21 protein-coding genes are annotated in these 22,691 nt (G+C 63.3%); 11 read left to right on the top strand and 10 right to left on the bottom strand.

Going from position 1 to position 22,691, the window contains the following annotated elements:
* Positions 1 to 36 precede the first annotated feature (36 nt).
* Genes ABIB73_RS30040 through ABIB73_RS30030 form a run of 3 tightly spaced genes read left to right on the top strand, consistent with a single transcriptional unit; the run spans position 37 to position 3,279 of the window.
* On the top strand, positions 37 to 1,089 hold the full coding sequence (locus tag ABIB73_RS30040; RefSeq protein WP_354229966.1) for an Ldh family oxidoreductase: 1,053 nt from the start codon (positions 37 to 39) through the stop codon (positions 1,087 to 1,089).
* A 21-nt stretch (positions 1,090 to 1,110) separates the two neighbouring features.
* Entirely contained in the window at positions 1,111 to 2,478 is a 1,368-nt protein-coding gene (locus ABIB73_RS30035) for an LLM class flavin-dependent oxidoreductase (protein ID WP_354229964.1), read from the top strand.
* 15 nt (positions 2,479 to 2,493) lie between these two features.
* A complete protein-coding gene (locus ABIB73_RS30030) occupies positions 2,494 to 3,279 on the top strand; it encodes a fumarylacetoacetate hydrolase family protein (protein WP_354229962.1) in 786 nt (261 codons plus the stop codon).
* A gap of 81 nt (positions 3,280 to 3,360) precedes the next feature.
* On the opposite strand, the gene ABIB73_RS30025 is transcribed toward ABIB73_RS30030, so the two are convergent.
* On the bottom strand, positions 3,361 to 4,281 hold the full coding sequence (locus ABIB73_RS30025) for a LysR family transcriptional regulator (protein WP_354229960.1): 921 nt from the start codon (positions 4,279 to 4,281) through the stop codon (positions 3,361 to 3,363).
* Positions 4,282 to 4,416: 135 nt separating this feature from the next.
* Here ABIB73_RS30025 and ABIB73_RS30020 point away from each other — a divergent pair, with 135 nt between their 5' ends.
* The 3 genes from ABIB73_RS30020 to ABIB73_RS30010 all read left to right on the top strand — a co-directional run bounded on the left by ABIB73_RS30020 (position 4,417) and on the right by ABIB73_RS30010 (position 6,330).
* The gene (locus ABIB73_RS30020) at positions 4,417 to 4,818 is read left to right on the top strand and encodes a hypothetical protein (RefSeq protein WP_354229958.1); all 402 of its coding nucleotides are present in this window, start codon (positions 4,417 to 4,419) and stop codon (positions 4,816 to 4,818) included.
* A gap of 78 nt (positions 4,819 to 4,896) precedes the next feature.
* Entirely contained in the window at positions 4,897 to 5,400 is a 504-nt protein-coding gene (locus tag ABIB73_RS30015) for a DUF8737 domain-containing protein (protein ID WP_354229956.1), read from the top strand.
* Between the two features lie 90 nt (positions 5,401 to 5,490).
* A complete protein-coding gene (locus tag ABIB73_RS30010) occupies positions 5,491 to 6,330 on the top strand; it encodes a DUF8737 domain-containing protein (RefSeq protein WP_354229954.1) in 840 nt (279 codons plus the stop codon).
* Between the two features lie 86 nt (positions 6,331 to 6,416).
* Here ABIB73_RS30010 and ABIB73_RS30005 read toward each other — a convergent pair whose 3' ends face one another.
* Positions 6,417 to 6,872, bottom strand: a complete 456-nt coding sequence (locus ABIB73_RS30005) for an Lrp/AsnC family transcriptional regulator (RefSeq protein WP_354229952.1) — start codon at positions 6,870 to 6,872, stop codon at positions 6,417 to 6,419.
* A 153-nt stretch (positions 6,873 to 7,025) separates the two neighbouring features.
* Between ABIB73_RS30005 and ABIB73_RS30000 the strand changes: the two genes are divergently transcribed.
* Entirely contained in the window at positions 7,026 to 10,499 is a 3,474-nt protein-coding gene (locus tag ABIB73_RS30000; RefSeq protein WP_354229951.1) for an indolepyruvate ferredoxin oxidoreductase family protein, read from the top strand.
* Here the strand turns inward: ABIB73_RS30000 and mctP are convergent.
* Both mctP and ABIB73_RS29990 read right to left on the bottom strand, forming a co-directional pair.
* Positions 10,461 to 11,960 carry a monocarboxylate uptake permease MctP gene (gene mctP / locus ABIB73_RS29995; RefSeq protein WP_354229950.1) on the bottom strand — a complete coding sequence of 500 codons (1,500 nt, stop codon included), beginning with the start codon at positions 11,958 to 11,960 and terminating at the stop codon, positions 10,461 to 10,463. The genes ABIB73_RS30000 and mctP overlap by 39 nt on opposite strands.
* A 10-nt stretch (positions 11,961 to 11,970) precedes the next feature.
* A complete protein-coding gene (locus tag ABIB73_RS29990) occupies positions 11,971 to 12,150 on the bottom strand; it encodes a DUF3311 domain-containing protein (RefSeq protein ID WP_354230105.1) in 180 nt (59 codons plus the stop codon).
* A 154-nt stretch (positions 12,151 to 12,304) separates the two neighbouring features.
* On the opposite strand from ABIB73_RS29990, the gene iaaH reads away from it, so the two are divergent.
* Positions 12,305 to 13,738 carry an indoleacetamide hydrolase gene (gene iaaH / locus ABIB73_RS29985; protein ID WP_354229949.1) on the top strand — a complete coding sequence of 478 codons (1,434 nt, stop codon included), beginning with the start codon at positions 12,305 to 12,307 and terminating at the stop codon, positions 13,736 to 13,738.
* Here iaaH and ABIB73_RS29980 read toward each other — a convergent pair.
* Entirely contained in the window at positions 13,733 to 14,644 is a 912-nt protein-coding gene (locus ABIB73_RS29980) for a LysR family transcriptional regulator (protein WP_354229947.1), read from the bottom strand. The two genes, iaaH and ABIB73_RS29980, sit on opposite strands and share 6 nt — an antisense overlap.
* A 139-nt stretch (positions 14,645 to 14,783) precedes the next feature.
* Here ABIB73_RS29980 and ABIB73_RS29975 point away from each other — a divergent pair, with 139 nt between their 5' ends.
* The 3 genes from ABIB73_RS29975 (at position 14,784) to ABIB73_RS29965 (ending at position 18,162) form a co-directional block, all read left to right on the top strand.
* Positions 14,784 to 15,935: an HlyD family secretion protein gene (locus tag ABIB73_RS29975; protein ID WP_354229945.1), complete on the top strand. Its 1,152-nt coding sequence runs from the start codon at positions 14,784 to 14,786 to the stop codon at positions 15,933 to 15,935.
* Positions 15,936 to 16,053: 118 nt separating this feature from the next.
* Positions 16,054 to 17,673, top strand: a complete 1,620-nt coding sequence (locus tag ABIB73_RS29970; protein WP_354229943.1) for an MDR family MFS transporter — start codon at positions 16,054 to 16,056, stop codon at positions 17,671 to 17,673.
* 27 nt (positions 17,674 to 17,700) lie between these two features.
* On the top strand, positions 17,701 to 18,162 hold the full coding sequence (locus ABIB73_RS29965; RefSeq protein WP_354229941.1) for a carboxymuconolactone decarboxylase family protein: 462 nt from the start codon (positions 17,701 to 17,703) through the stop codon (positions 18,160 to 18,162).
* A 248-nt stretch (positions 18,163 to 18,410) separates the two neighbouring features.
* Here the strand turns inward: ABIB73_RS29965 and ABIB73_RS29960 are convergent, their stop codons facing one another.
* From ABIB73_RS29960 to ABIB73_RS29940, 5 genes are all read right to left on the bottom strand, one after another.
* Positions 18,411 to 19,271, bottom strand: coding sequence for a D-amino-acid transaminase (locus ABIB73_RS29960; protein WP_354229939.1), 861 nt, complete (start codon positions 19,269 to 19,271; stop codon positions 18,411 to 18,413).
* 185 nt (positions 19,272 to 19,456) lie between these two features.
* Positions 19,457 to 20,188, bottom strand: coding sequence for an amino acid ABC transporter ATP-binding protein (locus ABIB73_RS29955; RefSeq protein ID WP_354229937.1), 732 nt, complete (start codon positions 20,186 to 20,188; stop codon positions 19,457 to 19,459).
* Positions 20,189 to 20,200: 12 nt separating this feature from the next.
* Positions 20,201 to 20,893 (bottom strand): amino acid ABC transporter permease, encoded by a 693-nt coding sequence (locus ABIB73_RS29950; protein WP_354229935.1) that lies wholly within the window; start codon positions 20,891 to 20,893, stop codon positions 20,201 to 20,203.
* Positions 20,894 to 20,897: 4 nt separating this feature from the next.
* On the bottom strand, positions 20,898 to 21,629 hold the full coding sequence (locus ABIB73_RS29945; RefSeq protein ID WP_354230103.1) for an amino acid ABC transporter permease: 732 nt from the start codon (positions 21,627 to 21,629) through the stop codon (positions 20,898 to 20,900).
* A gap of 118 nt (positions 21,630 to 21,747) precedes the next feature.
* Positions 21,748 to 22,659, bottom strand: coding sequence for an amino acid ABC transporter substrate-binding protein (locus ABIB73_RS29940; RefSeq protein WP_354229934.1), 912 nt, complete (start codon positions 22,657 to 22,659; stop codon positions 21,748 to 21,750).
* Positions 22,660 to 22,691 lie beyond the last annotated feature (32 nt).

Below are 22,691 nucleotides of genomic sequence, written 5' to 3'. Positions count from 1 at the left end.
CAACCGCCTGCCAAGGGCGATGACCGAGGGAACGCCATGCCGATCGTCAAGGCCGACCGCCTCACGCGCATCAGCGCCGCGCTGCTCCATGCCGCCGGAGCTTCCGAGGAAGAGGCCGACGCGGTCGCGATCGGCTGCGTCAATGCCAATCTCGCCGGGCACGACTCCCACGGCGTGATTGCGGTTCCCACCTATATCGACCGCATCAAGGCTGGACACATCGTTCCCGGCGCCAAATGGTCCATCGTCCAGGAGACGCCGACCACAACTGTGATCGACGGCCATTGGGGGTTCGGCTTCCACGTCAACGCCAAGGCGATGGCGCTGACGATCGAGAAGGCGAAGGCCGCGAACGTCGCTGCCTGCACCGTGTTCCGGCAGAGCCATGTGGGCCGGCTCGCCGCCTACCCGCTGATGGCGATGCGCGAGGGCATGATCGGGATTGCCACCGCCGACTCCGGCCGCTCGCCGAAACACGTTGCGCCGTTCGGCGGCAAGGAGGCGCGGCTCGGTACTAATCCGATCTCGATCGCGGTACCGTCCGATCTCGATGCGCCGTTCTATCTGGACATGGCGACCTCGGCGGTCGCGGCCGGCAAGATCCAGCTCGCGGTCGCCCGCGGCGAAGAAATCCCCACGGGATGGATCATCGATGCCGAGGGACGGCACACCACCGATCCGACCCAATACCGCAAGGGCGGCGCGCTGCTGCCGCTCGGCGGCACCGAGGGCTACAAGGGCAGCGGCTTGGCTGCGATGGTCGAAGTGCTCTGCGGCCTGCTCACGGGGCTCGGCTTCGGCGTCGAGCCGACCGGCCGGCACAATGACGGCTGCTTCATGGCGGTGTTCAACGTCGCAGCGTTCCGCCCGCTGAAGGAGTTCAAGCGCGAGGTCGCGGAGTTCGCGCACTATCTGAAATCGACGCCGCCGTCCGAGGGCAGCAAGGGCGTCTACTATCCCGGCGAGATCGAAGGCGTGCGCGAACAGCAGCGGCTGCGCGACGGCATCGAGATCGAGGATGCGACTTGGGAGAGACTGCGCGCACTGGCGCGTGAATATAGGCTCGACACCGTCCTCGATCTGGCCTGACGGATTTTGGAGAACAGCAGCATGACGCGACAGATGGTACTGGTCGGCTTCCTCCAGGCGCAGAACTGCACCAATCTGCCGAGCTCCTGGCGGCATCCGGATTCGCGCGACGATTCGATGTCGGCGGACTACTATCAGGAGATCGCCAGAATCCTCGAGGCGGGCAAGTTCCAGATGGCCTTCTTCGACGACCGCCTGGCGATGCCGGACCGCTACGGCAACGACCACGCCCACACCGTCGAATACGGCATCCGCTGCGTGAAGATGGATCCGCTGATCGTGCTGACCACGATGGGCCTGGTCACCGAGAAGCTCGGACTGGGGGCGACCTGCTCGACCACCTATTACGAGCCCTTCGACGTCGCCCGCCGCTTCGCGACGCTCGACCTGATGTCGGGCGGACGGGCGGGCTGGAACGTCGTCACCTCGCTCAACGACGGTGAAGCCCTCAACATGGGCCGCGACTCCCATCCCGAACACGATTCCCGCTATGACAAGGCCGACGAATTCATGGAGGTCGTGCTCGGTCATTGGGACACCTGGGAAGACGGCGCGCTCATCATGGACAAGAAGAGCGGCCGCTTCGCCGATCCGTCCAAGGTGAAGCGGCTCGACCACAAAGGGCCGGCCTTCAGGTCGCGCGGGCCGTTCACTGTACCGCGCTCGGATCAGGGCCATCCCGTCATCATCCAGGCCGGTGCGTCGGGCCGTGGCCAGCGCTTCGCCGGGCGATGGGGCGAGGTGATTTTTACCGCCGCGCGCAACCTTGCCGCCGCGAAGGAAGGCTATGCCGCCGTGCGCAATGAGGCCGCCAAGGCCGGCCGCGATCCCGATCAGATGTTTCTCTGCAACCTGACGACGCCGGTTTGTGGCGCGACCAAGGCGGAAGCCGAGGACAAGATGGCGCTGATCAACAAGCTGCCGCTCCAGATCGACGCGCTGTCGCTGCTCGCCGAAGCACTCAACTACGATTTCGCCTCCAAGGACCTCGACGAGCCGCTGACGACGGAAGAGCTGAAGAGCATGCAGGGCATTTTGGGCATCCGCGACGGCGTGCTGAAGAATTCGGGCAAGAGCAATCCGAGCGCGCGCGACTTCGTCACCTTCTCCGGTCGCGGCCAGGTCCAGGACGCGATGGTCGGCGGCCCCAAGGAGATCGCGGACAAATTGGAAGAGATGTTCGTCGAGCGCGGCTGCGACGGCTTTGTCATCGCGGCAACCTATGTGCCCGGCTCCTATGCCGATTTCGTCCGTCATGTGGTGCCGGAGTTGCAGCGCCGCGGCCTGTTCCACAAGGATTACCGCGGCAAGACCATGCGCGACAATCTCGGGCTGAAACGGCCGGCCGCAGGCGCCTGGAAGGTGCAGCCGCGCGACGCGGCGGAATAACAACGGGGACGCGACATGCGCTGGCTGAAATTCACCGCCTCAGGCCAAACTTCCTGGGGGATCATTAAAGGCGACCAGGTAATCGCGGTCGACGGCGATCCATTTGGCGAATGGCAGCGCACTTCGCGCACACATGCGCTGTCACAAGTCAAGATCGAGCTGCCGCTGATCCCGCGCACCTTCTATTGCGTCGGCTTGAACTATCTGAAGCATTTGAAGGAAGCCGCCGACAAGCGTGGCGAGGTACCGGCCGTCCCTGAAAGGCCCGAGATCGGCTATCGCGCCCAGAACGCCCTGATCGCGCATGACGAGGACGTCGTGATCCCCTTCTTTGCGACGGAGAAAATTCACTATGAGGGCGAGCTCGCCGTCGTTATCGGCAAAAAGGTGAAGCACCTCACCGAAGCCAACGCGATGGATTGCGTATTCGGCTACACCATCGGCAACGATGTTAGCGAGCGAACCTGGCAGAAGGCCGATCGCAGTCTGTGGCGGTCGAAGAACGCGGATACGTTCAAGCCGATGGGACCGTGGATCGAGACCGAGGCCGATCTCGCCAAGATGCAGACGATCGTCCGCGTCAACGGCAAGGAAACCAACCGCTTCCACACCAACGACATGATCTTTGGCGTGGTGCCGTTCCTGATCGAACTGACGAAATACTTCACGCTGTGGCCCGGCGACGTGATCTGGATGGGCACCGACGGCGCCTCGCCGGACATCAAGCACGGCGACGTCGTGGAGATCGACATCACCGGCATCGGGACGTTGCGCAATCGGTTTGTCCGCGAGGGGCAGTAGGCGCCGGGGGTCTGCGGCGCCCGCCGCCTCGACGATCGCAGCCGGATCGACGTGAGCAACCAACGTCGACTCGGCTTGAGATCAGCTTCTGGCGCCTGACCGGCGCTTCACATGGTCGATAAACGCTCGCAGCTTCGGCATGATTTGTCGGTGGCCGGGATAGTACAGGAACACACCCGGTGTCATCGGCGCGAATTGCTCCAGCACGCGGACGAGCTTTCCCTCCGCCACGGCGCCCGTGGCCAGCGGTGCGGGCACTTGCGCAAGACCCACGCCTTCGACCGCGGCTCCGAGCATTGTGGGAAAGTCGTAGGCGATGAAAGGTCCCGAAACCGCAATCTCGATCGAACGGCCGCTGTCATTGAGCGACCATGATGCCAGCGCACCATTCGATCGTCGCAATCTCAGGCAAGCGTGCTCACGCAGATCGTCCGGGCGCTCGGGCCGGCCGCGGCGGCCGAGGTAAGCCGGGCTGCCGACGATGATGAGAGGCAGCGGCTTCGTCAACCGCACCGCGACCATGTCAGGAGTGATGAACTGGCCCATCCTGATGCCGGCGTCAAAACCGCCGGCTGCGAGGTCGACCATTTCTTCGCTTGCGGCAAGCTCCACCTCAATCTCCGGAAACGCTTGGCAAAACGACGCAACCAGCGGCTCGAGCAGGATCGGCACGACCGAGCGCGGTACGGTGAGACGCAAGAGACCGGCCGGTCGCTGTCCGAGCTCACGCGCCGCCCCGCTTGCCGCGATGAGTTCTTCGAAGGCTGGTCTTGCACGAGCCAGGAATCTTTCGCCGGCTTCGGTTAGACCGACGCTGCGGGTCGTGCGGATGAAGAGCGCTGCGCCGACGCGCGCCTCGAGCGCTCGTACCGCCTGACTGATGGCCGACGGCGTTACCCCGAGTTCAGCGGCCGCCCGGCGAAAACTGCGGTGCTGGGCGACACTCAGAAACGCCTCCACGCCGTCGAGCGCACCGTGCCTAACTGTGAAGTTCTGCTTCATGGCCCGTCAACATTATCGCGAATAGTCGCTCGCGGAAAGTGGCCCTACATCCGAACTGCAAATGAGCCGTACCCGCTGTGTGCGCCCGACATTTGCGACATCGCGGCGGCCGCCGTGATCGGAGAAATAGAACCGATGAAAGCCATCCGTCACGCCGTCCTGGCGCTCACCCTCACCCTGACAGGTGTTACCTCCATGACCGATCCGTCCCTTGCCCAAGCACAAGTGCCGGCCCTCACGACCACCGGAGTGATGGTCATCCTGACCGTCAAGGCGGGCGTCACACGCGAACAGGTCACCGCCGTCATGCCCGATGAAATCAGGCAGACCGTGCAGCTCTATCTCAACGGGAAAGTTCGCGAATGGTATTCGCGGTCCGATGGGCGCGGAGCCGTCTTCCTGCTGGACGTCAAGGATGTCGCCGAAGGGCACGCGATCATGGACGGCCTGCCGCTCGCCAAGCAGGATCTCATAGACCACGAATACATCGCAGTCGGTCCGCTCATGCCGCTCCGCCTGCTCATGACCAAACCCTGAGCGCCCGCCGGCGCCGAACCGGACCGACCGGCTTCGAACCCCACCCGACCTGTCGGACAATCATAAGGACATCCGAACGTGCCACCGAGCTTCAACCTTCCGTTCGTCCTCAGCGTCGCCGGCGCCTTCCTGACAAGCTCGGTGGTGGCCATCGTCTATGTTTGGCCAGCGGCCCGCACGATGCCGCGCCATGACGCCCTGAGACTTCTTGCGGCTTTCCATGCGTTCAGGTTCTTGGGGATGAACTTCATGGTTGCCGGGTTCGTGTCTTCGGAGTTGAGCCCGGATTTCGCCAACGAAGTCGGATGGGGGGATCTCGTCGCCGCCACTCTCGCGCTCATTTCAATGGCGGCACTCTCCTGGCGATGGTCGATCGCCGTTCCGATGGTCTGGATATTCAACGTCTGGGGTACGCTGGATCTTCTGAATGCGTACTACATGGGCGTGACGAAGATCCAGAATCCCGGCCTGTTCGGCGCCGGCATTTATATCCCGGCCCTTTATGTGCCTCTGCTGCTGGTCAGCCACGTTCTTGTCTTCATGATTCTGTTGAGGCCCGGATCGGAAGAACAGACACCGTGACACGGCGAGCGGATCGCAATCCGCGACATGCCGGCCGAGATGGCTTGTGTCCGTCCGCGACCGCGACCGACCTCTCAAGAAGGAACGCCAATGAACACCGATGCTGTTTCCGTTGCCGCAATTGTTCCGCGTCCCGTCCGGCTCAGCCTGATATGGTCCGTTTCATTCACGATGCTGTGGACTTGGTTGATCCACTCGCTACCCGCACTTGCGGAGAGCGGCTTTCCTGCCTTGGGCGTTCGGCTGATGGCTCATGGGCTTATCGCGCTTGGCCTGTGGCTCGGCCTCGAAAGCACCGACTTGACGCCAGGACAACGCCAGGCGACCTGGCTGGTCTTCATGGTGCCTTTCACGCTTTGGGCCACTGTCACCTGGACGGCAGCCATCAACGGCGCATTCCGCGTGGGGGCCTCCTCCTTGCCGCTGCTTCCAGCGGCCATCCTGTTGCCGGTGATCGTCGGTGCTCCGGTGCTGCTGTTGTCGAAGCGCGTGGGGCAGTTGCTCGATGCGATGCCGCCGAGCTGGCTCATCGCCCTTCAGCTTTACCGCATCTTTGGCAGCCAATGGCTCGTCTACTGGCTGCGTGGGGTGCTACCGGGCCTATGGGCGTTGCCTGCAGGAACTGGCGATGTGCTGACCGGTCTTTTCGCCGTGCCGGCGGCGCTTGCGCTCGCAACCGGAACGGTTGAGGGGCGGAAGGGGGCGATCCTTTGGAACATCTTCGGCCTCGTAGACCTCGCCGTCGCGATCACCTTGGGGATGATCATGTCGCCCGGCCCGTTCCAGCTGATCATTCCGAACGGCCCGAGCATGGCCGTGGACACCTTTCCGAATGTGCTGACCCCCGCCTTCGTCGTGCCAAGCTCGATCCTGTTGCACGCGCTGTCACTGCGCCAACTGTTCCGGCGCAGCCGGCCGGCGACGGTGTAAGCCACGGCTGCGTGAGGCGGCGTGCGCTGGAACATGGATTGCGTCGTCGCTAGCCGTCTCGCAAACCGGACGCGAATGAAGGTGCCTCAAAACGGCAACGTCACGCTGGTCTTGATTTCCTTCAGGACCACATTGCTGCGGACGTACCGGATGCCGGGGATGCGGAACATGAATTCGTCGAGAAATCTGTTGTAGGCCGCCATGTCCTGCACGACGACGCGCAAGTGATAATCAGCATCGCCCGTGGTCGCAAAGCACTCCAGCACTTCGCGACGTTTGGTCACCCGCGCAACGAACTCGTCGACGAATTTGGCGTCGTGCCGCTCCAGCGAGACGTGGAGGATGGCCGACATCGCAAAGCCCGCCTGCTCGCGCGCGACCAGCGCGGCATAGCCCTTGATGACACCGGTCTCCTCCAGCGCACGCACCCGGCGCCAGCAGGCCGAGGTCGACATTCCGACCTCATCGGCAAGCTGCTGATTGGTGGCGCGGCCCTCCTTCTGGAGGTGGGCGAGAATCCGCACGTCCTGGTCTTCAATCATGAAAGCCCCTCAATTAGATTGAATCTACCAAATCTGGCCACCCAATGCAAAATTCTACCGAATTCCCGCCCGACACGGGATGAATAGGTAAGACCTACCAGCCTCGCAGGCTTAATCTTCGCCTATCCGGCAGAAAGCCGTGCGAGGCCCGCCATGGACGCCATTCCGTCACTCGACACCTATGAGCTCGCCGACCGCTACGACCGCGAGGAGGGCCGTGTCTTCCTCACGGGCACGCAGGCGATCGTCCGCATCGCGCTCGATCAGGCACGGCGCGACCGCGCGCGCGGGCTCAACACTGCCGGCTTTATCTCCGGCTATCGCGGCTCGCCGCTCGGCGGTATCGATCTTGAGCTCTGGCGCATCGCGGAGCGGCTGAAGCGCGACGCAATCGAATTCCTGCCGGCCGTGAACGAGGACCTCGCCGCAACCGCGGTGCTCGGTTCGCAGCAGGTCGAGACCCAAGCCGACCGCGAGGTCGATGGCGTGTTCGGGCTCTGGTACGGCAAGGGCCCGGGCGTCGACCGCTCGGGCGATGCGCTCAAGCACGGCAACGCCTACGGCTCCTCGCCACGTGGCGGCGTGCTGGTGGTCGCCGGCGACGATCATGGCTGCGTCTCCTCCTCGATGCCGCACCAGTCCGACGTCGCCTTCATGAGCTGGTTCATGCCGACGCTGCATCCGGCCGATGTCGGCGAATATCTGGCGTTCGGCGAATATGGCTACGCGCTGAGCCGCTTCTCAGGCATGTGGGTCGGCTTCAAGGCGATCTCGGAGATCGTGGAGTCAGGCGCCTCCGTCGCGCTGCGCCCACCGCGCGCCTTCCTCACACCGGACTTCACACCGCCGCCGGGCGGGCTGCACTATCGCTGGCCGGATCTGCCGGGACCGCAGATCGAGGAGCGGCTGGAGGCGAAGAAGCACGCGGTCTACGCCTTCGCAAAAGCCAATCCGATCGATCGCCGCTTCTACGACATTCCCGACGCGACCTACGGCATCGTCACCACAGGCAAGGCGCATCTCGATCTGATGGAAGCGCTGCGGCTGATGGGCCTCGATGAAGCCGCATGCCGCAGCATCGGCATCGACATCTACAAGGTCGGCATGGTCTGGCCGCTGGCGCTGCACGACGCCATGGACTTCGTGAAGGGCAAGCGCGAAATTTTGGTCGTCGAGGAAAAGCGCGGCATCATCGAGAGCCAGTTCAAGGAATATTTTTACGATTATCCGGGCGCCAAGCCGGAGCGCATGGTCGGCAAGCATGACGAGCGAGGGGCGCGGCTGATCTCCTGGATCGGCGAATTGTCGCCGCGCGCGCTGGCCGCCGTGCTGGCGCGCCGGCTCGATCCGATGTTTCCCGGCCTCAATCTCGCCGCCCGCGCGGCCGCGCTGTCGCCGGACGCCGAGCGCACGATCAACGTCGCTGGCGCGACGCGCACGCCGTATTTCTGCTCAGGGTGTCCGCACAACACATCGACGAAAGTGCCGGAAGGCTCGAAGGCGCTGGCCGGCATCGGCTGTCATTTCATGGCGAGCTGGATGGACCGCGAAACGTCGTCGCTGATCCAGATGGGCGGCGAAGGCGTCAACTGGGCAGCTTCGTCAAGATTTACCGGCCACCAGCACATCTTCCAGAATCTCGGCGAAGGCACCTATTACCATTCCGGTTCGATGGCGATCCGCCAGGCGATCGCGGCGAGAGCCAACATCACCTACAAGATCCTGTTCAACGATGCGGTGGCGATGACCGGCGGCCAACCGGTCGACGGCCCCGTCAGCGTACACGCCATCGCGCACAGTGTGCGTGCCGAAGGCGTGGCGCGGATCGCTCTGGTGTCGGACGATCCCTCACAGTTCTCGCCCGCCGATCTGCCCAGTGGCGTCACCATCCATCCGCGCGAGGAGATGGATGCCGTGCAGCGAGAGCTGCGCGAAATTTCCGGCGTCTCGGTCCTGATCTATCAGCAGACCTGCGCCACCGAGAAGCGACGCCGGCGCAAGCGCGGGCAGATGGCCGATCCCAAGCGTTTTGCCTACATCAACGACCTCGTCTGCGAGGGCTGCGGCGACTGCTCGGTCGAGTCCAACTGCCTCAGCGTCGAGCCGAAGGAGACGCCGTTCGGCCGCAAGCGCCAGATCAACCAGTCAGCTTGCAACAAGGATTTTTCCTGCCTCAACGGCTTTTGCCCCAGCTTTGTCACCGTCGAAGGCGCCACGCGTCGCGCCAAGGCTGCAAGCCAGATCGACGCGATCGGCCGCGCGGCCACGCTTCCCCTGCCCGCACCCGCCACGCTCGACCGTCCCTACGACCTGCTCGTGACCGGCGTCGGCGGCACCGGCGTAATCACGGTTGGTGCGCTGATCGGCATGGCCGCACATCTCGAACGCCGTGGCGCCTCGGTGCTGGATTTTACCGGCTTTGCGCAGAAGTTCGGACCCGTGCTGAGCTACATCCGCTTGGCCGCATCCCCCCAGGCGCTGCATCAGGTGCGCATCGACCAGGGCGCGGCCGACGCGTTGATCGGCTGCGACCTCGTCGTCAGCTCCTCACCAAAAGCCTCAGGCACCTATCACCGCAGCACACGCGCCGCCATCAACACCGCGGAAATGCCGACCGGCGACGTCGTTCGCTTTCGCGACGCAAACCTCGCCTCGTCCGCCCGCTTACGCGCGATCCGACAGGTCATCGGCAACGATAATCTCGACACGATCAACGCGAATGCGCTAGCCGAACGCCTGCTCGGCGACGCCGTCTATGCCAATATCATCATGCTCGGCTTTGCCTGGCAAAGCGGCCTGATTCCGGTTGCATTGCAAGCGCTGTTGCGCGCGATCGAGCTCAATGGCGTCGCGGTCGAACGCAACAAGCAAGCCTTTGCGTGGGGCCGGATCGCCGCCGCCAATCCGGACTTTGTGCCGAAGGTGGATGAAGCGCCCGAGGCCGAGACGCTCGACCAGATCATCGAGCGCCGCGCCGATTTCCTCACCGCCTATCAGGATAAAGTCTATGCAGCGCGATATCGGGCGCTCGTCGCAAAGGTCCGCAGCGCCGAGTCCGCGCTGAGCAGCGAGACCCTGACCGAGGCGGTCGCGCGCTCCCTGTTCAAGCTGATGGCCTACAAGGACGAGTACGAGGTTGCGAGGCTGCACATGCAGAGCGGCGTCCGCGACGAACTGAAACGTGAATTCGAAGATGGCTTCAGCATCAAGTACCATCTCGCGCCACCCTTCCTACCATCCGGGCACGACGCGCGCGGCCGACCGCGCAAGCGCGCTTTCGGCCAGTGGATCCAGATGCCGCTCGCAATCCTGGCTCGCTTAAGGAGATTGCGCGGAACGCCGCTCGATCCATTCGGGTACACGGCCGAGCGGCGTGCGGAGCGGGAGCTGATCACCTGGTATGAGGGCGTGATCGATCGGATGCTGGGCGAACTCGACGCCACGCAACTGCTTGATCTCGTCGCAATCGCGAAAGCTCCGATGGACATTCGCGGCTATGGCCCGGTGAAGGACGAGGCTATTAGCAAGGTCATCGCCGACGTCGATCGTATGATCGCCCACGTCCGATCATCACGGTCGCCGACCGATTCAGGAGCCCGCCGCCACGCTGCGCTTGGCGCCCGGTGAGATCCAGCTCAGGACGAGCGTGACGATAGCCGCAACGACAACGTTCAACAGCAGCGCGCCGAGGCCGACATAGAACGTGTAATTGGCACCCCCCACGGCGACGCTGGCGAGCGGCTTCAACCCATTGCTCCATGCCGTCCACGAACCCCAGCCGATGCCCGCGGCCCAGCCGAGCAATAGAGCCTCGGCTCTGAACCAGCGCGTGTACAGCCCGAACACCAGTGCCGGGAGGGTTTGCAGGATCCAAAGGCCGCCAAGAAGCTGAAGATCGAGCGCATATTGCGTCGGCAGGAACAGGATGAAGGCGAGCGCGCCGACCTTGACGACCAGCGACGTGATCTTCGCAACCGCAGCTTCACCCGCGTGAGTGATGTCGGGGTTGACGTAGGACTTCCAGACATTGCGCGTGAACAAATTGGCTGCGCCGATGCTCATCACCGCCGCCGGCACCAGCGCTCCGATCGCGATTGCGGAAAATGCAAAGCCCGCGAACCAGGATGGAAACAGCGTCTTGAACAGCATCGGCACGACATCATTGGGAGAAGCAACCTTGATGTTCGCGGCGTGGGCCATGTAGCCGAGCAGCGCAATCAACCCGAGCAGCAGAGTATAGGCCGGCAGCAGGATCGCATTCTTGCGGATCGTATCGGCTGATTTCGCGGCGAAAATGCCGGTGAGCGTATGCGGATACATGAACGCCGCCAGCGCCGACCCCAGCGCCAGCGTCGCGTAGGGCAGCAACTGTCCTGGCTTCAGCAGCAACCCTGTGTTGCCACCCTTCGCCGTAAAGACGTCGTTCGCCGCGGAGAACACCGCGCCATAGCCGCCAAGCTTGACCGGCACGACGATGACGGCAACCAGCACCACGATGTAGATCATGATGTCCTTGACGAAGGCGATCAGCGCCGGCGCGCGCAGACCGGAGCTGTAGGTATAGAGCGCGAGGATCACGAAGGCCGCTACAATTGGCAGTTCGCCGGTCAGGCCCATCGCCTTGATCACGACCTCCATGCCGATCAGCTGCAACGCAATGTAGGGCATGGTCGCCACCATGCCGGTCAGCGCGACGACGAGCTCGAGGCTCCGCGAGTCATAGCCGGCATAAACGACGTCGGCCGCCGTGACATGGCCTGCCGCATGCGCGCGCATCCACAGCACCGGCATGACGGCGAACACGAAGGGGTAGACGATGATGGTATAGGGCAGCGCGAAGAAGCCGTAGGCGCCGACCGCGTAGACCAGCGCCGGCACCGCGATCACGGTATAGGCGGTGTAGAAATCGCCACCGACCAGGAACCAGGTGATCCAGGTCCCGAACTGCCGCCCGCCCAATCCCCATTCATCGAGATGCTCGCTGACCTCGCCCGTTTTCCAGCGGGCGGCGAAAAAGCCCATCACAGTGACGAGGACGAAGAAGAAGATGAAAACCGAAAGCGGCAGCCATTCGATCTGATCGGTCATGGTGCCGCCCTCACGGCGTTTCGTCAGGGGTACGGCTGCGATAGACCAGCCAGATCAGCAGCGAGGAGATCGGGACCCAGGCGAGCTGATACCAGTAGAAGAAGGGGAAACCGAACAGCGGCGGCTCGGCGAAATTGTAGAAGGGAACCCACAGCAAGCCGATATACGGCAGCAGTAGCAGGATCCACATCATGTCCTCCGCGCTCCAGCCGGCAAGCGCCGACGATCCCTTCTCCCAACGAGGTAGGAACAAAATCGTTGCCTTGATAGCGGCATTCTCCGTTGTTGCGGTGCGACGCCAGAAAATGTGATCATGCCGCGTGGTGTAGCGATGGAGGTGTATTGTGGGGTCGACCGATCACGACCAGCCGAGCCTGACCGAGGCCGCAGCCGACATTCGCGCCGGCAAGGTCACCAGCCAATCGTTGACAGAAGCGGCCATCGCCAGCGCCGGTGCCAATGCCGATCTGAATGCCTTCATCACGCTCGACGAAGCCGGCGCCTTGAAGGCCGCAGCGGCATTCGACGCGAAGGACGAGCGGGACAAGCCGCTTGGCGGCGTTCCCATCGTGATCAAGGACAACATCGAGGTCGCGGGGCTGCCCTGTAGCGCCGGCACGCCGGCGCTGAAGAATTACGTCCCAAAGACCGATGCGCCGGTTGTTGCAAAACTGCGGGCTGCGGGTTCGATCATCATCGGCAAGACCAGCATGCACGAGCTTGCCTTCGGGATCTCCGGCTACAATACCGCGTTCAAGACCGGCCCCGAGTACGGCGTGCGCAACGCCTATGATCGCTCCCTGATCGCCGGCGGCTCCTCGTCAGGAACGGGTGCCGCGATTGGCGCACGGATCATCGCGGGCGGGCTCGGCACCGACACGGGCGGATCGGTCCGGGTGCCCGCCGCGCTGAACGGATGCGCCTCGTTGCGTCCGACTGTCGGCCGCTATCCGCAAGCGGGCATCGCCCCCATCTCGCACACCCGCGACACCGCAGGCCCGATGGCTGCGACCATGGCGGACGTCGCACTGCTCGATCGCGTCATTGCTGGCGGCGACGCCGTCGAGCCGGCCGATCTGAAGCAAGTTCGCATCGGCATCGTCAAGACGATGCTGGCCAATCTCGATGCCGACACCGAGGCTGCCTTCCAGGTGGCGGTCGCACAGATGACATCGCTGGGTATTGCAGTGGTGGAGATCGACATGCCGCAACTGGCCGAGCTCAACGGCCAGGTCGGTTTCCCCGTCGCGCTGTACGAAGCCTATGACGACATGGTCGCCTATCTCAAGCACACCGGCACCGGCATCACCATCGAGGCGATGGCAAACGAAATCTCCAGCCCCGACGTGAAGGGCACTTATGATGGATTGGTGATCCCACGAAAACTGCCCGGCCCCGACGACACGCTGGTCGATGCCAAACCGATCTATGAGGCCGCGATCAGAACCGCGCGGCCCGCGCTTCGGGCGCATTACAGCAACACGTTTACCGGCAACAGGCTCGACGCCCTCGCCTTCCCGACAACACCGCGCGTCGCCGTTGCCTCCAACCCGGAGTCCAGCAGCCTGGAGAATTTCGGCCTGTTCATCCAGAACACCGATCCCGGCAGCAATGCCGGCATTCCCGGCATCCAGATTCCCATCGCACTCGGCGCCACCAGCAAATTGCCGATTGGCCTTGAGCTGGACGGCCCGGCAGGAAGTGATCGCCGCTTGCTCGCGATCGGCATGGCGCTTGAAATGCTGTTCGGCCGGCTGCCGCCGCCGCGCCACTCATGAATAGGGGTTGATCAGCTTCTGCTGCTCGGCGCTGTGCTCCACGAGCATGTCGATGAAGGTCCTGACCTTTGCCGACAGATGATGGCGATGCGGATAGACCGCGTTCATTGACATTTCGACCGGCCGGTATTCAGGCAGGAGACGCACCAGCCGACCGGCGTCGAGGTCGTCCTGCACCAGAAATCCGGCGAGCAGGCCGATGCCGCCGCCTTCCAGCACCATGTTCCGCAATGCCTCTCCGCTGTTGGTGACGAGGTTGCCGGAAATGCGTACCGACGCCGGCTTGCCCTTGCGATCGTGGAAGCGCCACTCATCGCCAAAGGGATAGTTCAGGTGACGGCCGCAATTGTGCTCGGTGAGCTCGGCGAGCTGCTGCACACGGCCTCGTCCCTCGATATAGTCGTGCGAGCAGCACAACACATGCCGCCAGGTGGCAATGTTACGGACGATCAGGCTCGAATCCGGCGGGGCTGTCATGCGCAAGGCAATGTCGTATCCTTCCTCGATCAGGTCGACATTGGCTTCGCCCATGCGTAGGTCGACCTTGAGCTCCGGATACGTCGACAGCAGTTTCGCGACCATGCCGGCGATGAACGGTACCATGTGAGTCGCGGAATGGATGCGCAGCGTGCCCCGCGGCACCGACTGGAGAGCGCCCGCGATGTCGTCGGCCTGCTCGATGTCGGAGAGGATCTGGATGCAGCGGTCGTAATAAGCCTTGCCGATTTCGGTGACGCTGACCTTGCGGGTGGTGCGGTTGAGCAGCCTTGCACCCAGCCGCTCCTCCAGTGCCTGGATGTGATTGCTCACCATGGTGGTGGACATGTTGAGCTTGCGGGCGGCGGCGGAGAAACCTCCGGTGTCAACGACCCGGACGAAGGCGGTCAGACTGGTCAGGCGGTCCATGAGCGCCTCGGATTATACAGCATTGGTGGACAATCATTTTGCTTTTTGGCGGATTATCACAAGCGCCGGGACAGCGCATCTTCCGGGTATCAACAGTGCGCCCCTTCGGAACGGGACGTCTGCGAATCCGGAGGATGCCATGTCGAACGCAACCTATGTCACTGAAACTAATAATAAAATCAGCCTCCGTCCGTCCCGGCAGGCGATCAAGCGGGCAGCCCTCGCTCTGGCCCTCGCCCTTGGCGTCGCTGCCGCCAGCGACTTTGGCTACAATTACCTGACCACCGGCCGCTATCTGGAATCGACCGATGATGCCTATGTGAAGGCGGATTCCACGATCATCGCGCCGAAGGTTTCGGGCTACATCGCAAAGGTGCTGGTCGGCGACAACGAGAAGGTCCGGGCCGGCCAGATGCTGGCCAGGATCGACGACCGCGACTTCAAGGCGGCGCTCGGCCAGGTCCGCGCCGACGTTGCCGCCGCAGAAGCCTCGGTGCGCAACATCGATGCCCAGCTCGAGCTGCAACAGCCGATCATCGAGCAAAGCACGTCCGACGTCGCGGCGGCCGACGCCAACCTGAAATTCGCGCAGGAAGAGCGCGCCCGCTACGACGATCTGATGAAGTCGGGCTCCGGCACGATCCAGCGTGCGCAGCAGACCGATGCGACGCTGCGCGCCAGCAACGCGCAATTGCAGCACGCGAAGTCGGGCCTGGTCGCCGCGCAGCGCAAGGTCGACGTGCTGACCACCCAGCGCGCGCAGGCCACCGCGCAGCTCGATCACGCTCGCGCGGTCGCGGACCAGGCTGAGCTGAACCTGTCCTACACCGAGATTACCGCGCCGGTCGACGGCACCGTCGGCGCCCGCAGCTTGCGCGTCGGCCAATACGTGCAGGCCGGCACGCAATTGATGGCAGTGGTGCCGCTCGATGCCGTCTATGTGGTCGCGAATTTCAAGGAGACCCAGCTCACGCATGTGCGCGCCGGCCAGCCGGTCGAGCTGATCGTCGACAGTTTTCGCAATCAGACCCTGCACGGCCATGTCGACAGCCTGTCGCCGGCAAGCGGGCTCGAATTCGCACTGCTGCCGCCGGACAACGCCACCGGCAATTTCACCAAGATCGTGCAGCGCGTACCGGTGAAGATCGTGCTCGACGATCACAGCCTCACGGGCCTGCTGCGGCCCGGTATGTCGGCGGTGCCGACCGTCGACACCAAGGCAACCGTGGTGGCCGAGCGCGAGACGGCCAGGCACGTGGCCGACAACGCTGTGCAGCCGAACGGCGGCTAACTCCGAGAGGATCCCGGCAAGATTATCAAGTCTTGCCTGATGATCCTTCCAGAACTTCGTCGATTATCGAAACCAACCGCCTAATGCATCCTGTCTCCGTAACCGAGACGAGGCTTCCATGAGCACGCTTCAACCGACCCTCAACGCCGCTTCCGCTGCCAATCTCCCCGCTCCGGCTGCGGCTCCCACAACGCCGGCCGTTTCCGCCAAAACCTGGATCGCGGTGATCGGCGCCACCCTCGGCGCCTTCATGGCGGTGCTGAACATCCAGATCGTCAACGCCTCGCTCGCCGATATCCAGGGCGCGATCGGTGCCGGCATCGACGACGGTGGCTGGATCTCGACCTCCTATCTCATCGCCGAGATCGTGGTGATCCCGCTGTCCGGCTGGCTCGCCCAGGTGTTCTCGATCCGGATCTATCTGCTCACCAACGCGATCCTGTTCCTGGTGCTCTCGGCGGCCTGCGCGCTGGCGCAGGACCTGCCGCAGATGATCGTGCTGCGCGCCGTGCAAGGTTTTACCGGCGGCGTGCTGATCCCGATGGCCTTCACGCTGATCATCACGCTGCTCCCGCGCGCAAAACAGCCGGTCGGCCTCGCGCTGTTCGCACTGTCGGCGACGTTTGCGCCCGCAATCGGCCCGACCATCGGCGGCTATCTCACCGAGAATTTTGGCTGGCAGTACATCTTCTATGTCAACCTCGCGCCCGGCGCGATCATGGTCGGCATGCTCTGGTACGCGCTCGACGCCAAGCCGATGAAGCTGTCGCAACTCGCGGAGGGTGACTGGGCCGGCATCATCACCATGGCGATCGGGCTCTCCGCGCTTCAGACCGTGTTGGAGGAAGGCAACAAGGACGACTGGTTCGGCTCACCCTTCATCGTCAAGCTGTCCGTGATCGCGGCCGTCGCGCTGACCGCCTTCCTGATCATCGAGCTCACGGTGAAGAAGCCGCTGTTGAACCTGCGCCTGCTGGTCCGCCGCAATTTCGGCTTCGGCATGCTCGCCAACTTCCTGCTCGGTGTCGCGCTGTACGGTTCGGTGTTCATCATGCCGCAATATCTGTCGCGCATCCAGGGCTACAATTCCGAGCAGATCGGCATGGTGCTGGCCTGGACCGGATTGCCGCAGCTTCTGCTGATCCCGCTGGTGCCGCGCCTGATGCAGAAGTTCGACGCGCGGATCATCATCGGTGTCGGCTTCGTCCTGTTCGCGGGTTCCAACTTCATGAACATCTACATGACCGCCGACTACGCCGCCGACCAGCTGCTGTGGCCCAACGTGGTCCGTGCGATCGGCCAGGCTCTGGTGATGGCGCCGCTGTCGGCGGTCGCGACCGCCGGCATCGAGGCGGAGAATGCCGGCTCGGCCTCGGGTCTGTTCAACATGATGCGCAACCTCGGCGGCGCCGTCGGTATCGCGCTGCTCCAGACCGTGCTGACCAAGCGCGAGCAGTATCACTCCAACGTGCTGATGCAGTCGGTCTCGGTGTTCGAGCAGGCCACCCGCACGCGGCTGGAGCAGCTCACGCAGTATTTCATCAATCACGGTGTCCTCGACCGCGCCGATGCCGCGCATCGCGCTTATGTCGCGATCGGCCATGTCGTGCAGAAGCAGGCTTACATCTTCGCCTTCAGCGACACCTTCTATCTGCTCGGCGTGGCGCTGATCGTCGCCTTCGTCGCCTCCCTCTTCCTCAAGAAGCCCGGCCATGTCTCGGCCGGCGGAGCCCACTGACCTCAACCCCAAGCAAGGAGAACGACTATGAAACCCCGCATGAACTTCTACCAGGCCGCACCCGACACGATGAAAGCGCTGACTGCGCTGGAGACCCACATCCAGTCGACGGGGCTGGAGAAATCGCTGATCGAGCTCGTCAAGATCCGGGCTTCGCAAATCAACGGCTGCGCCTTCTGCATCAACATGCACACCGAAGACGCGCGCAAACGCGGGGAGACCGAGCAGCGCATCTATCTGCTGAATGCCTGGCGCGAATCCCCGCTCTATACCGACCGCGAGCGCGCCGCGCTGGCCTGGACCGAATCAGTGACGCTGATCGCGGAAACGCACGCTCCCGACGACGTCTACGCCGAGGTCCGCGCGCAGTTCTCCGAGGAGGAGACGGTGAACCTGACCACACTGATCGGAGCCATCAACACCTGGAACAGAATCGCGATCGCGTTCCGCGCGGTGCACCCGGTGAAGGTCAAGGCGTCGGTGGCGTGAGGTGATCTAACCCGACGCGCGCGTCTCCACGGCGGCAGCCCCTCACCCCACCCTCTCCCCGTAAGAACGGGGCGAGGGAGTGCGAGGGTGGCGCGTCCCTTACGGTGGAAACCACTTGGAAGGTCTATCGAGGTGCGTTTAACCTCTCCCCGCCCTTCCGCGGCGAGAGGTCGGATCGCGCAGCGATCCGGGTGAGGGGCAAGGCAATACGCGGCCAGACGAAAAGTCCATCCGGCACGCAAAACGGCCTAAACCGCAGTCGCCTTGGCGAACTCCACATAGATCTCGCGCAGCCGCGTTGCCATCGGGCCGGGCTTGCCGTCGCCGACCTTCTTGCCGTCGATCGCGACCACCGGCTGCACGAACAGCGAGGCCGAGGTGGCGAAGGCTTCCTTGGCGGCCAGCGCCTCGGCGACGGTGAAGGAACGCTCTTCAACGCGCAGCTGGCGCTCTTCGGCCAGTGCCACCACGGCCTTGCGGGTACAGCCCGACAGGATCGCGTTGGAGTTTTTCCGCGTCACGATGACGTCGTCCTTGGTGAGGATGAACGCCGACGACGAGCCGCCCTCGGTGACATAGCCGTCCTCCAGCATCCAGGCTTCGCCCGCACCGGCTTCAGCCGCGGCCTGCTTCGCCAGCACCTGGGCCAGCAGCGCGACGCTCTTGATGTCGCGCCGCTCCCAGCGGATGTCGGGCACGGTGATGACGTTGATGCCGGCCTTGGCCGATGCCGCGTTGATGATGTCCTTCTCGGAGGTGAACATCACCAGGCTCGACTTGACGTCGCCCTTGGGGAACGCGAAGTCGCGCCCCTTGTCGGCGCCGCGCGTCACCTGGAGGTAGACGAGGCCGTTCTCGACCTTGTTGCGCGTGATCAGCTCCTTCTGGATCTCGGTGATGCGCTCGACCGTCGCCGGCAGCTTCAGCTTGATCTCGCCGACCGAACGCTCCAGCCGCGCCAGGTGCGAGGCGTTGTCGATCAGCTTGCCGTCGAGCACGGCCGAGACCTCGTAGATGCCGTCGGCGAACAGGAAGCCGCGGTCGAGGACCGAGACTTTGGCGTCCGAGAGCGGGACGAATGAGCCGTTGACGTAGGCGATCGAGTCCAAGGCAGGTCTCCTGGCGGGGGAAGGGGGATTTGGCTGTCCGTATACGGGATTTGTTGATGCCATGAAACCCTCAACCCGTCATTCCGGGGCATTCGCAAAGCGAATGAGCCCGGAATCCATAATCACCAGCCAGGGTTATAGATTCCGGGCCTGGCCCTTTGGGCCATCCCGGAATGACAACCCGGTTAATGCGACAGAATTTTCGACAAGAACTTCTGCGCGCGGTCGCTGCGCGGCTTGCCGAAAAAGTCCTCTTTCGGAGCGTCCTCGACTATCTCGCCGCGGTCCATGAAGATCACGCGGTTGGCGACCTTGCGGGCAAAGCCCATCTCGTGCGTGACCACCATCATCGTCATGCCCTCATGGGCGAGATCGACCATGACGTCCAGCACCTCGCTGACCATCTCGGGGTCGAGCGCCGAGGTCGGCTCGTCGAACAGCATCACGATCGGGTCCATGGCGAGCGCGCGCGCAATCGCCACGCGCTGCTGCTGGCCACCGGAAAGCTGCGCCGGGAACTTCTGCGCCTGTTCCTTCAGGCCGACGCGATCCAGGAGTTGCATGCCCTTCGCCACCGCCTTGTCAGACGACCGGCCCAGCACCTTCTGCTGGGCGAGGCAGAGATTGTCGATGATCTTCAGATGCGGGAACAGCTCGAAATGCTGGAAAACCATGCCGACGCGCGAGCGGAGTTTCGGCAAATTGGTCTTGGGATCGTTGACCTTGGTACCGTCAACGCTGATATCGCCCTCCTGGAACGGCTCCAGCGCGTTGACGCATTTGATCAGCGTCGACTTGCCCGAGCCCGAGGGCCCGCAGACCACCACCACCTCGCCCTTGGTGACGCTGGTGGTGCAGTCGGTCAGCACCTGGAAGGTCGGGCTGTACCATTTGTTGACGTGGCTGATTTCGATCATGACCGACTTGCCCTAGCGGATGATGGCGATGCGCGCCTGGAGGCGGCGGACGCCGAAGGACGCGATACAGGAAATGGTGAAGTAGACGACGGCAGCGAACAGATACATCTCGACCAGGCGGCCGTCGCGCTGCGCGATCTTGCTGGCCGCGCCGAGGAAATCCGTGATCGACAGCACGTAGACCAGCGAGGTGTCCTGGAACAGGACGATGGTCTGCGTGATCAGCACCGGCAGCATGTTGCGGAAGGCCTGCGGCAGAACAACGTAACGCATCGTCTGGGCGTAGGTCAGGCCGAGTGCGTTGGCGGCGGCCGGCTGGCCCCGCGAGATCGACTGGATGCCGGCGCGCATGATTTCGGAGAAGTACGCGGCCTCGAACATGATGAAGGTGATGAGCGAGGACGCGAACGCGCCGACGCTGATCGGCCGCGATGCGCCGGTCACCCACTGCCCGATATAGGGCACCAGGAAGTAGAACCAGAAGATCACCAGCACCAGCGGCAACGAACGCATGAAGTCGACATAGAAGCCGGCAATACGTCCGAGCGTCTTGTAGCCGGACAGCCGCATCAGCGCGATCGCCGTGCCGAAGATCAGGCCGCCGAGCGCTGCGAGCGCCGTCAACATCACCGTAAAGCTCATGCCCTCGTAGAACAGATAGGGCAACGCACGGATGATGACCCCGAAATCGAAATTGCTGAACATGGCGCTATTTCCCCGTGATGTAGCCGGGGATCGCGACGTAGCGCTCGAGGAAGCGCATCGCGGTCACAACGACGGCGTTGACGAGGAGGTAGAGGAGCGTTGCTGCGGTAAAGGCCTCGAACACCTGGAACGAGAATTCCTGCATCGAGCGCGCCTGTCCGGTGAGCTCGAGCAGGCCGATGGTGATGGCGACCGCCGTGTTCTTGATGGTGTTGAGAAACTCGGAGGTCAGCGGCGGCAGGATGATGCGAAACGCCATCGGCAGCAAAATGTAACGATAGGCCTGCACGGTGGTCAGACCGAGCGCAGTTGCCGCCATCTTCTGGCCGCGCGGCAGCGAGCCGATGCCGGCCTGCAATTGTACCGCGACGCGCGCCGACATGAAGAAGCCGATGCCGATCGCCGCCGTCCAGAACGGCGCGTTCGGCAATTGCTTCAGCCACAGCCCGGCGGACCTCGGCAGCAATTCCGGCAGCACGAAGAACCACAGGAATAGCTGCACCAGAAGCGGCATGTTGCGGAAGAACTCGACCCAGCAGAAACCGAACCAGTAGGCGCCCTTGGACGGCAGCGTCCGCATGACACCGATCAGCGAGCCGAAGACCAGCGCAATGATCCAGGCGAGTACCGCCGTCTTGAGGGTCAACGCCAGTCCCGACAGCAGCATGTCGAGATAGGTGCCGGTCCCCATCGGGTTCGGTTCGAAGAAGATTCCCCAGTTCCAGTGGTAGTTCACGTGTCCCCCGCGCGAACGCGCCAATCACAGATGTCCCGGGCGCCTATGCAAATGTCCGGCCACTCTGGTGTCAAGAGTGGCCGGACATGATCCTGATCCCGAAGGATCAGAGTCTAGCTTACTTGTAGTCGTCCGGGTTCGGCGAGTCCGAAGGCTTTGCGAACTCGTTCTTCAGCTCAGCCGAGATCGGTGTGTTGAGCTTGAGCCCCTTCGGCGGAATCTTGGCCGTGAACCACTTGTCGTAGATCTTCTGGCCTTCGCCGGAGGTGTAGACCGCAGCGGTCGCCGCATCGACCACCTTCTTGAACGGCGCGTCGTCCTTGCGCAGCATGATGCCGTAGGGCTCTGGCTTGGAGAACGCATCCTTGGAGATGACGTAGTCATCCGGCGACTTCGAGCCGGCAACCAGGCTCGCGAGCAGAACGTCATCCATCACGAAGGCCACTGCACGGTCGGTTTCGACCATCAGGAAGGCTTCGGCGTGGTCCTTGGCCGGAATGATGTTGGCGCCGAGGCTTTTCGCAACGTTGGCCTCGGTGAGCTGCTTGATGTTGGTGGTGCCGGCGGTGGAGACCACCGTCTTGCCCTTGAGGTCGTCGATCGACTTCAGGCCGCTCGACTTCTTGAACACGTAGCGGCTCGCGGTCAGGTAGTGGGTGTTGGTGAAGGCGACCTGCTTCTGGCGCTCGGCATTGTTGGTGGTCGAGCCGCATTCGAGGTCGATGGTGCCGTTCGCCATCAGCGGGATGCGGGTCGCCGAGGTCACCGGGTTGAGCTTCACCTCGAGCTTGTCGAGCTTGAGCTCCTTCTTCACGGCGTCGACGATCTTGTAGCAGATGTCCATCGCGAACCCGACGGGCTTCTGGTTGTCGTCGAGATAGGAGAACGGGATCGAGGAATCACGAAAGCCGAGCGTGATGGCGCCGGTGTCCTTGATGTTCTTCAGCGTGCCGGTGAGCTCTTCGGCCCCAGCCTGGCTCATGGCAAAGGTCGCGACGAGCGCGAGGCCGATGTGACGGAAATGTTTCACTTTTTTCTTCCCCTTTCAGGATGATGCGGCCG

The sequence above is a fragment of the Bradyrhizobium sp. F1.4.3 genome, assembly GCF_040548375.1.
Lineage (GTDB): Bacteria > Pseudomonadota > Alphaproteobacteria > Rhizobiales > Xanthobacteraceae > Bradyrhizobium.
Note: the sequence above shows the minus strand (reverse complement) of the source record. Positions and strands in the feature narration are given on the sequence as shown.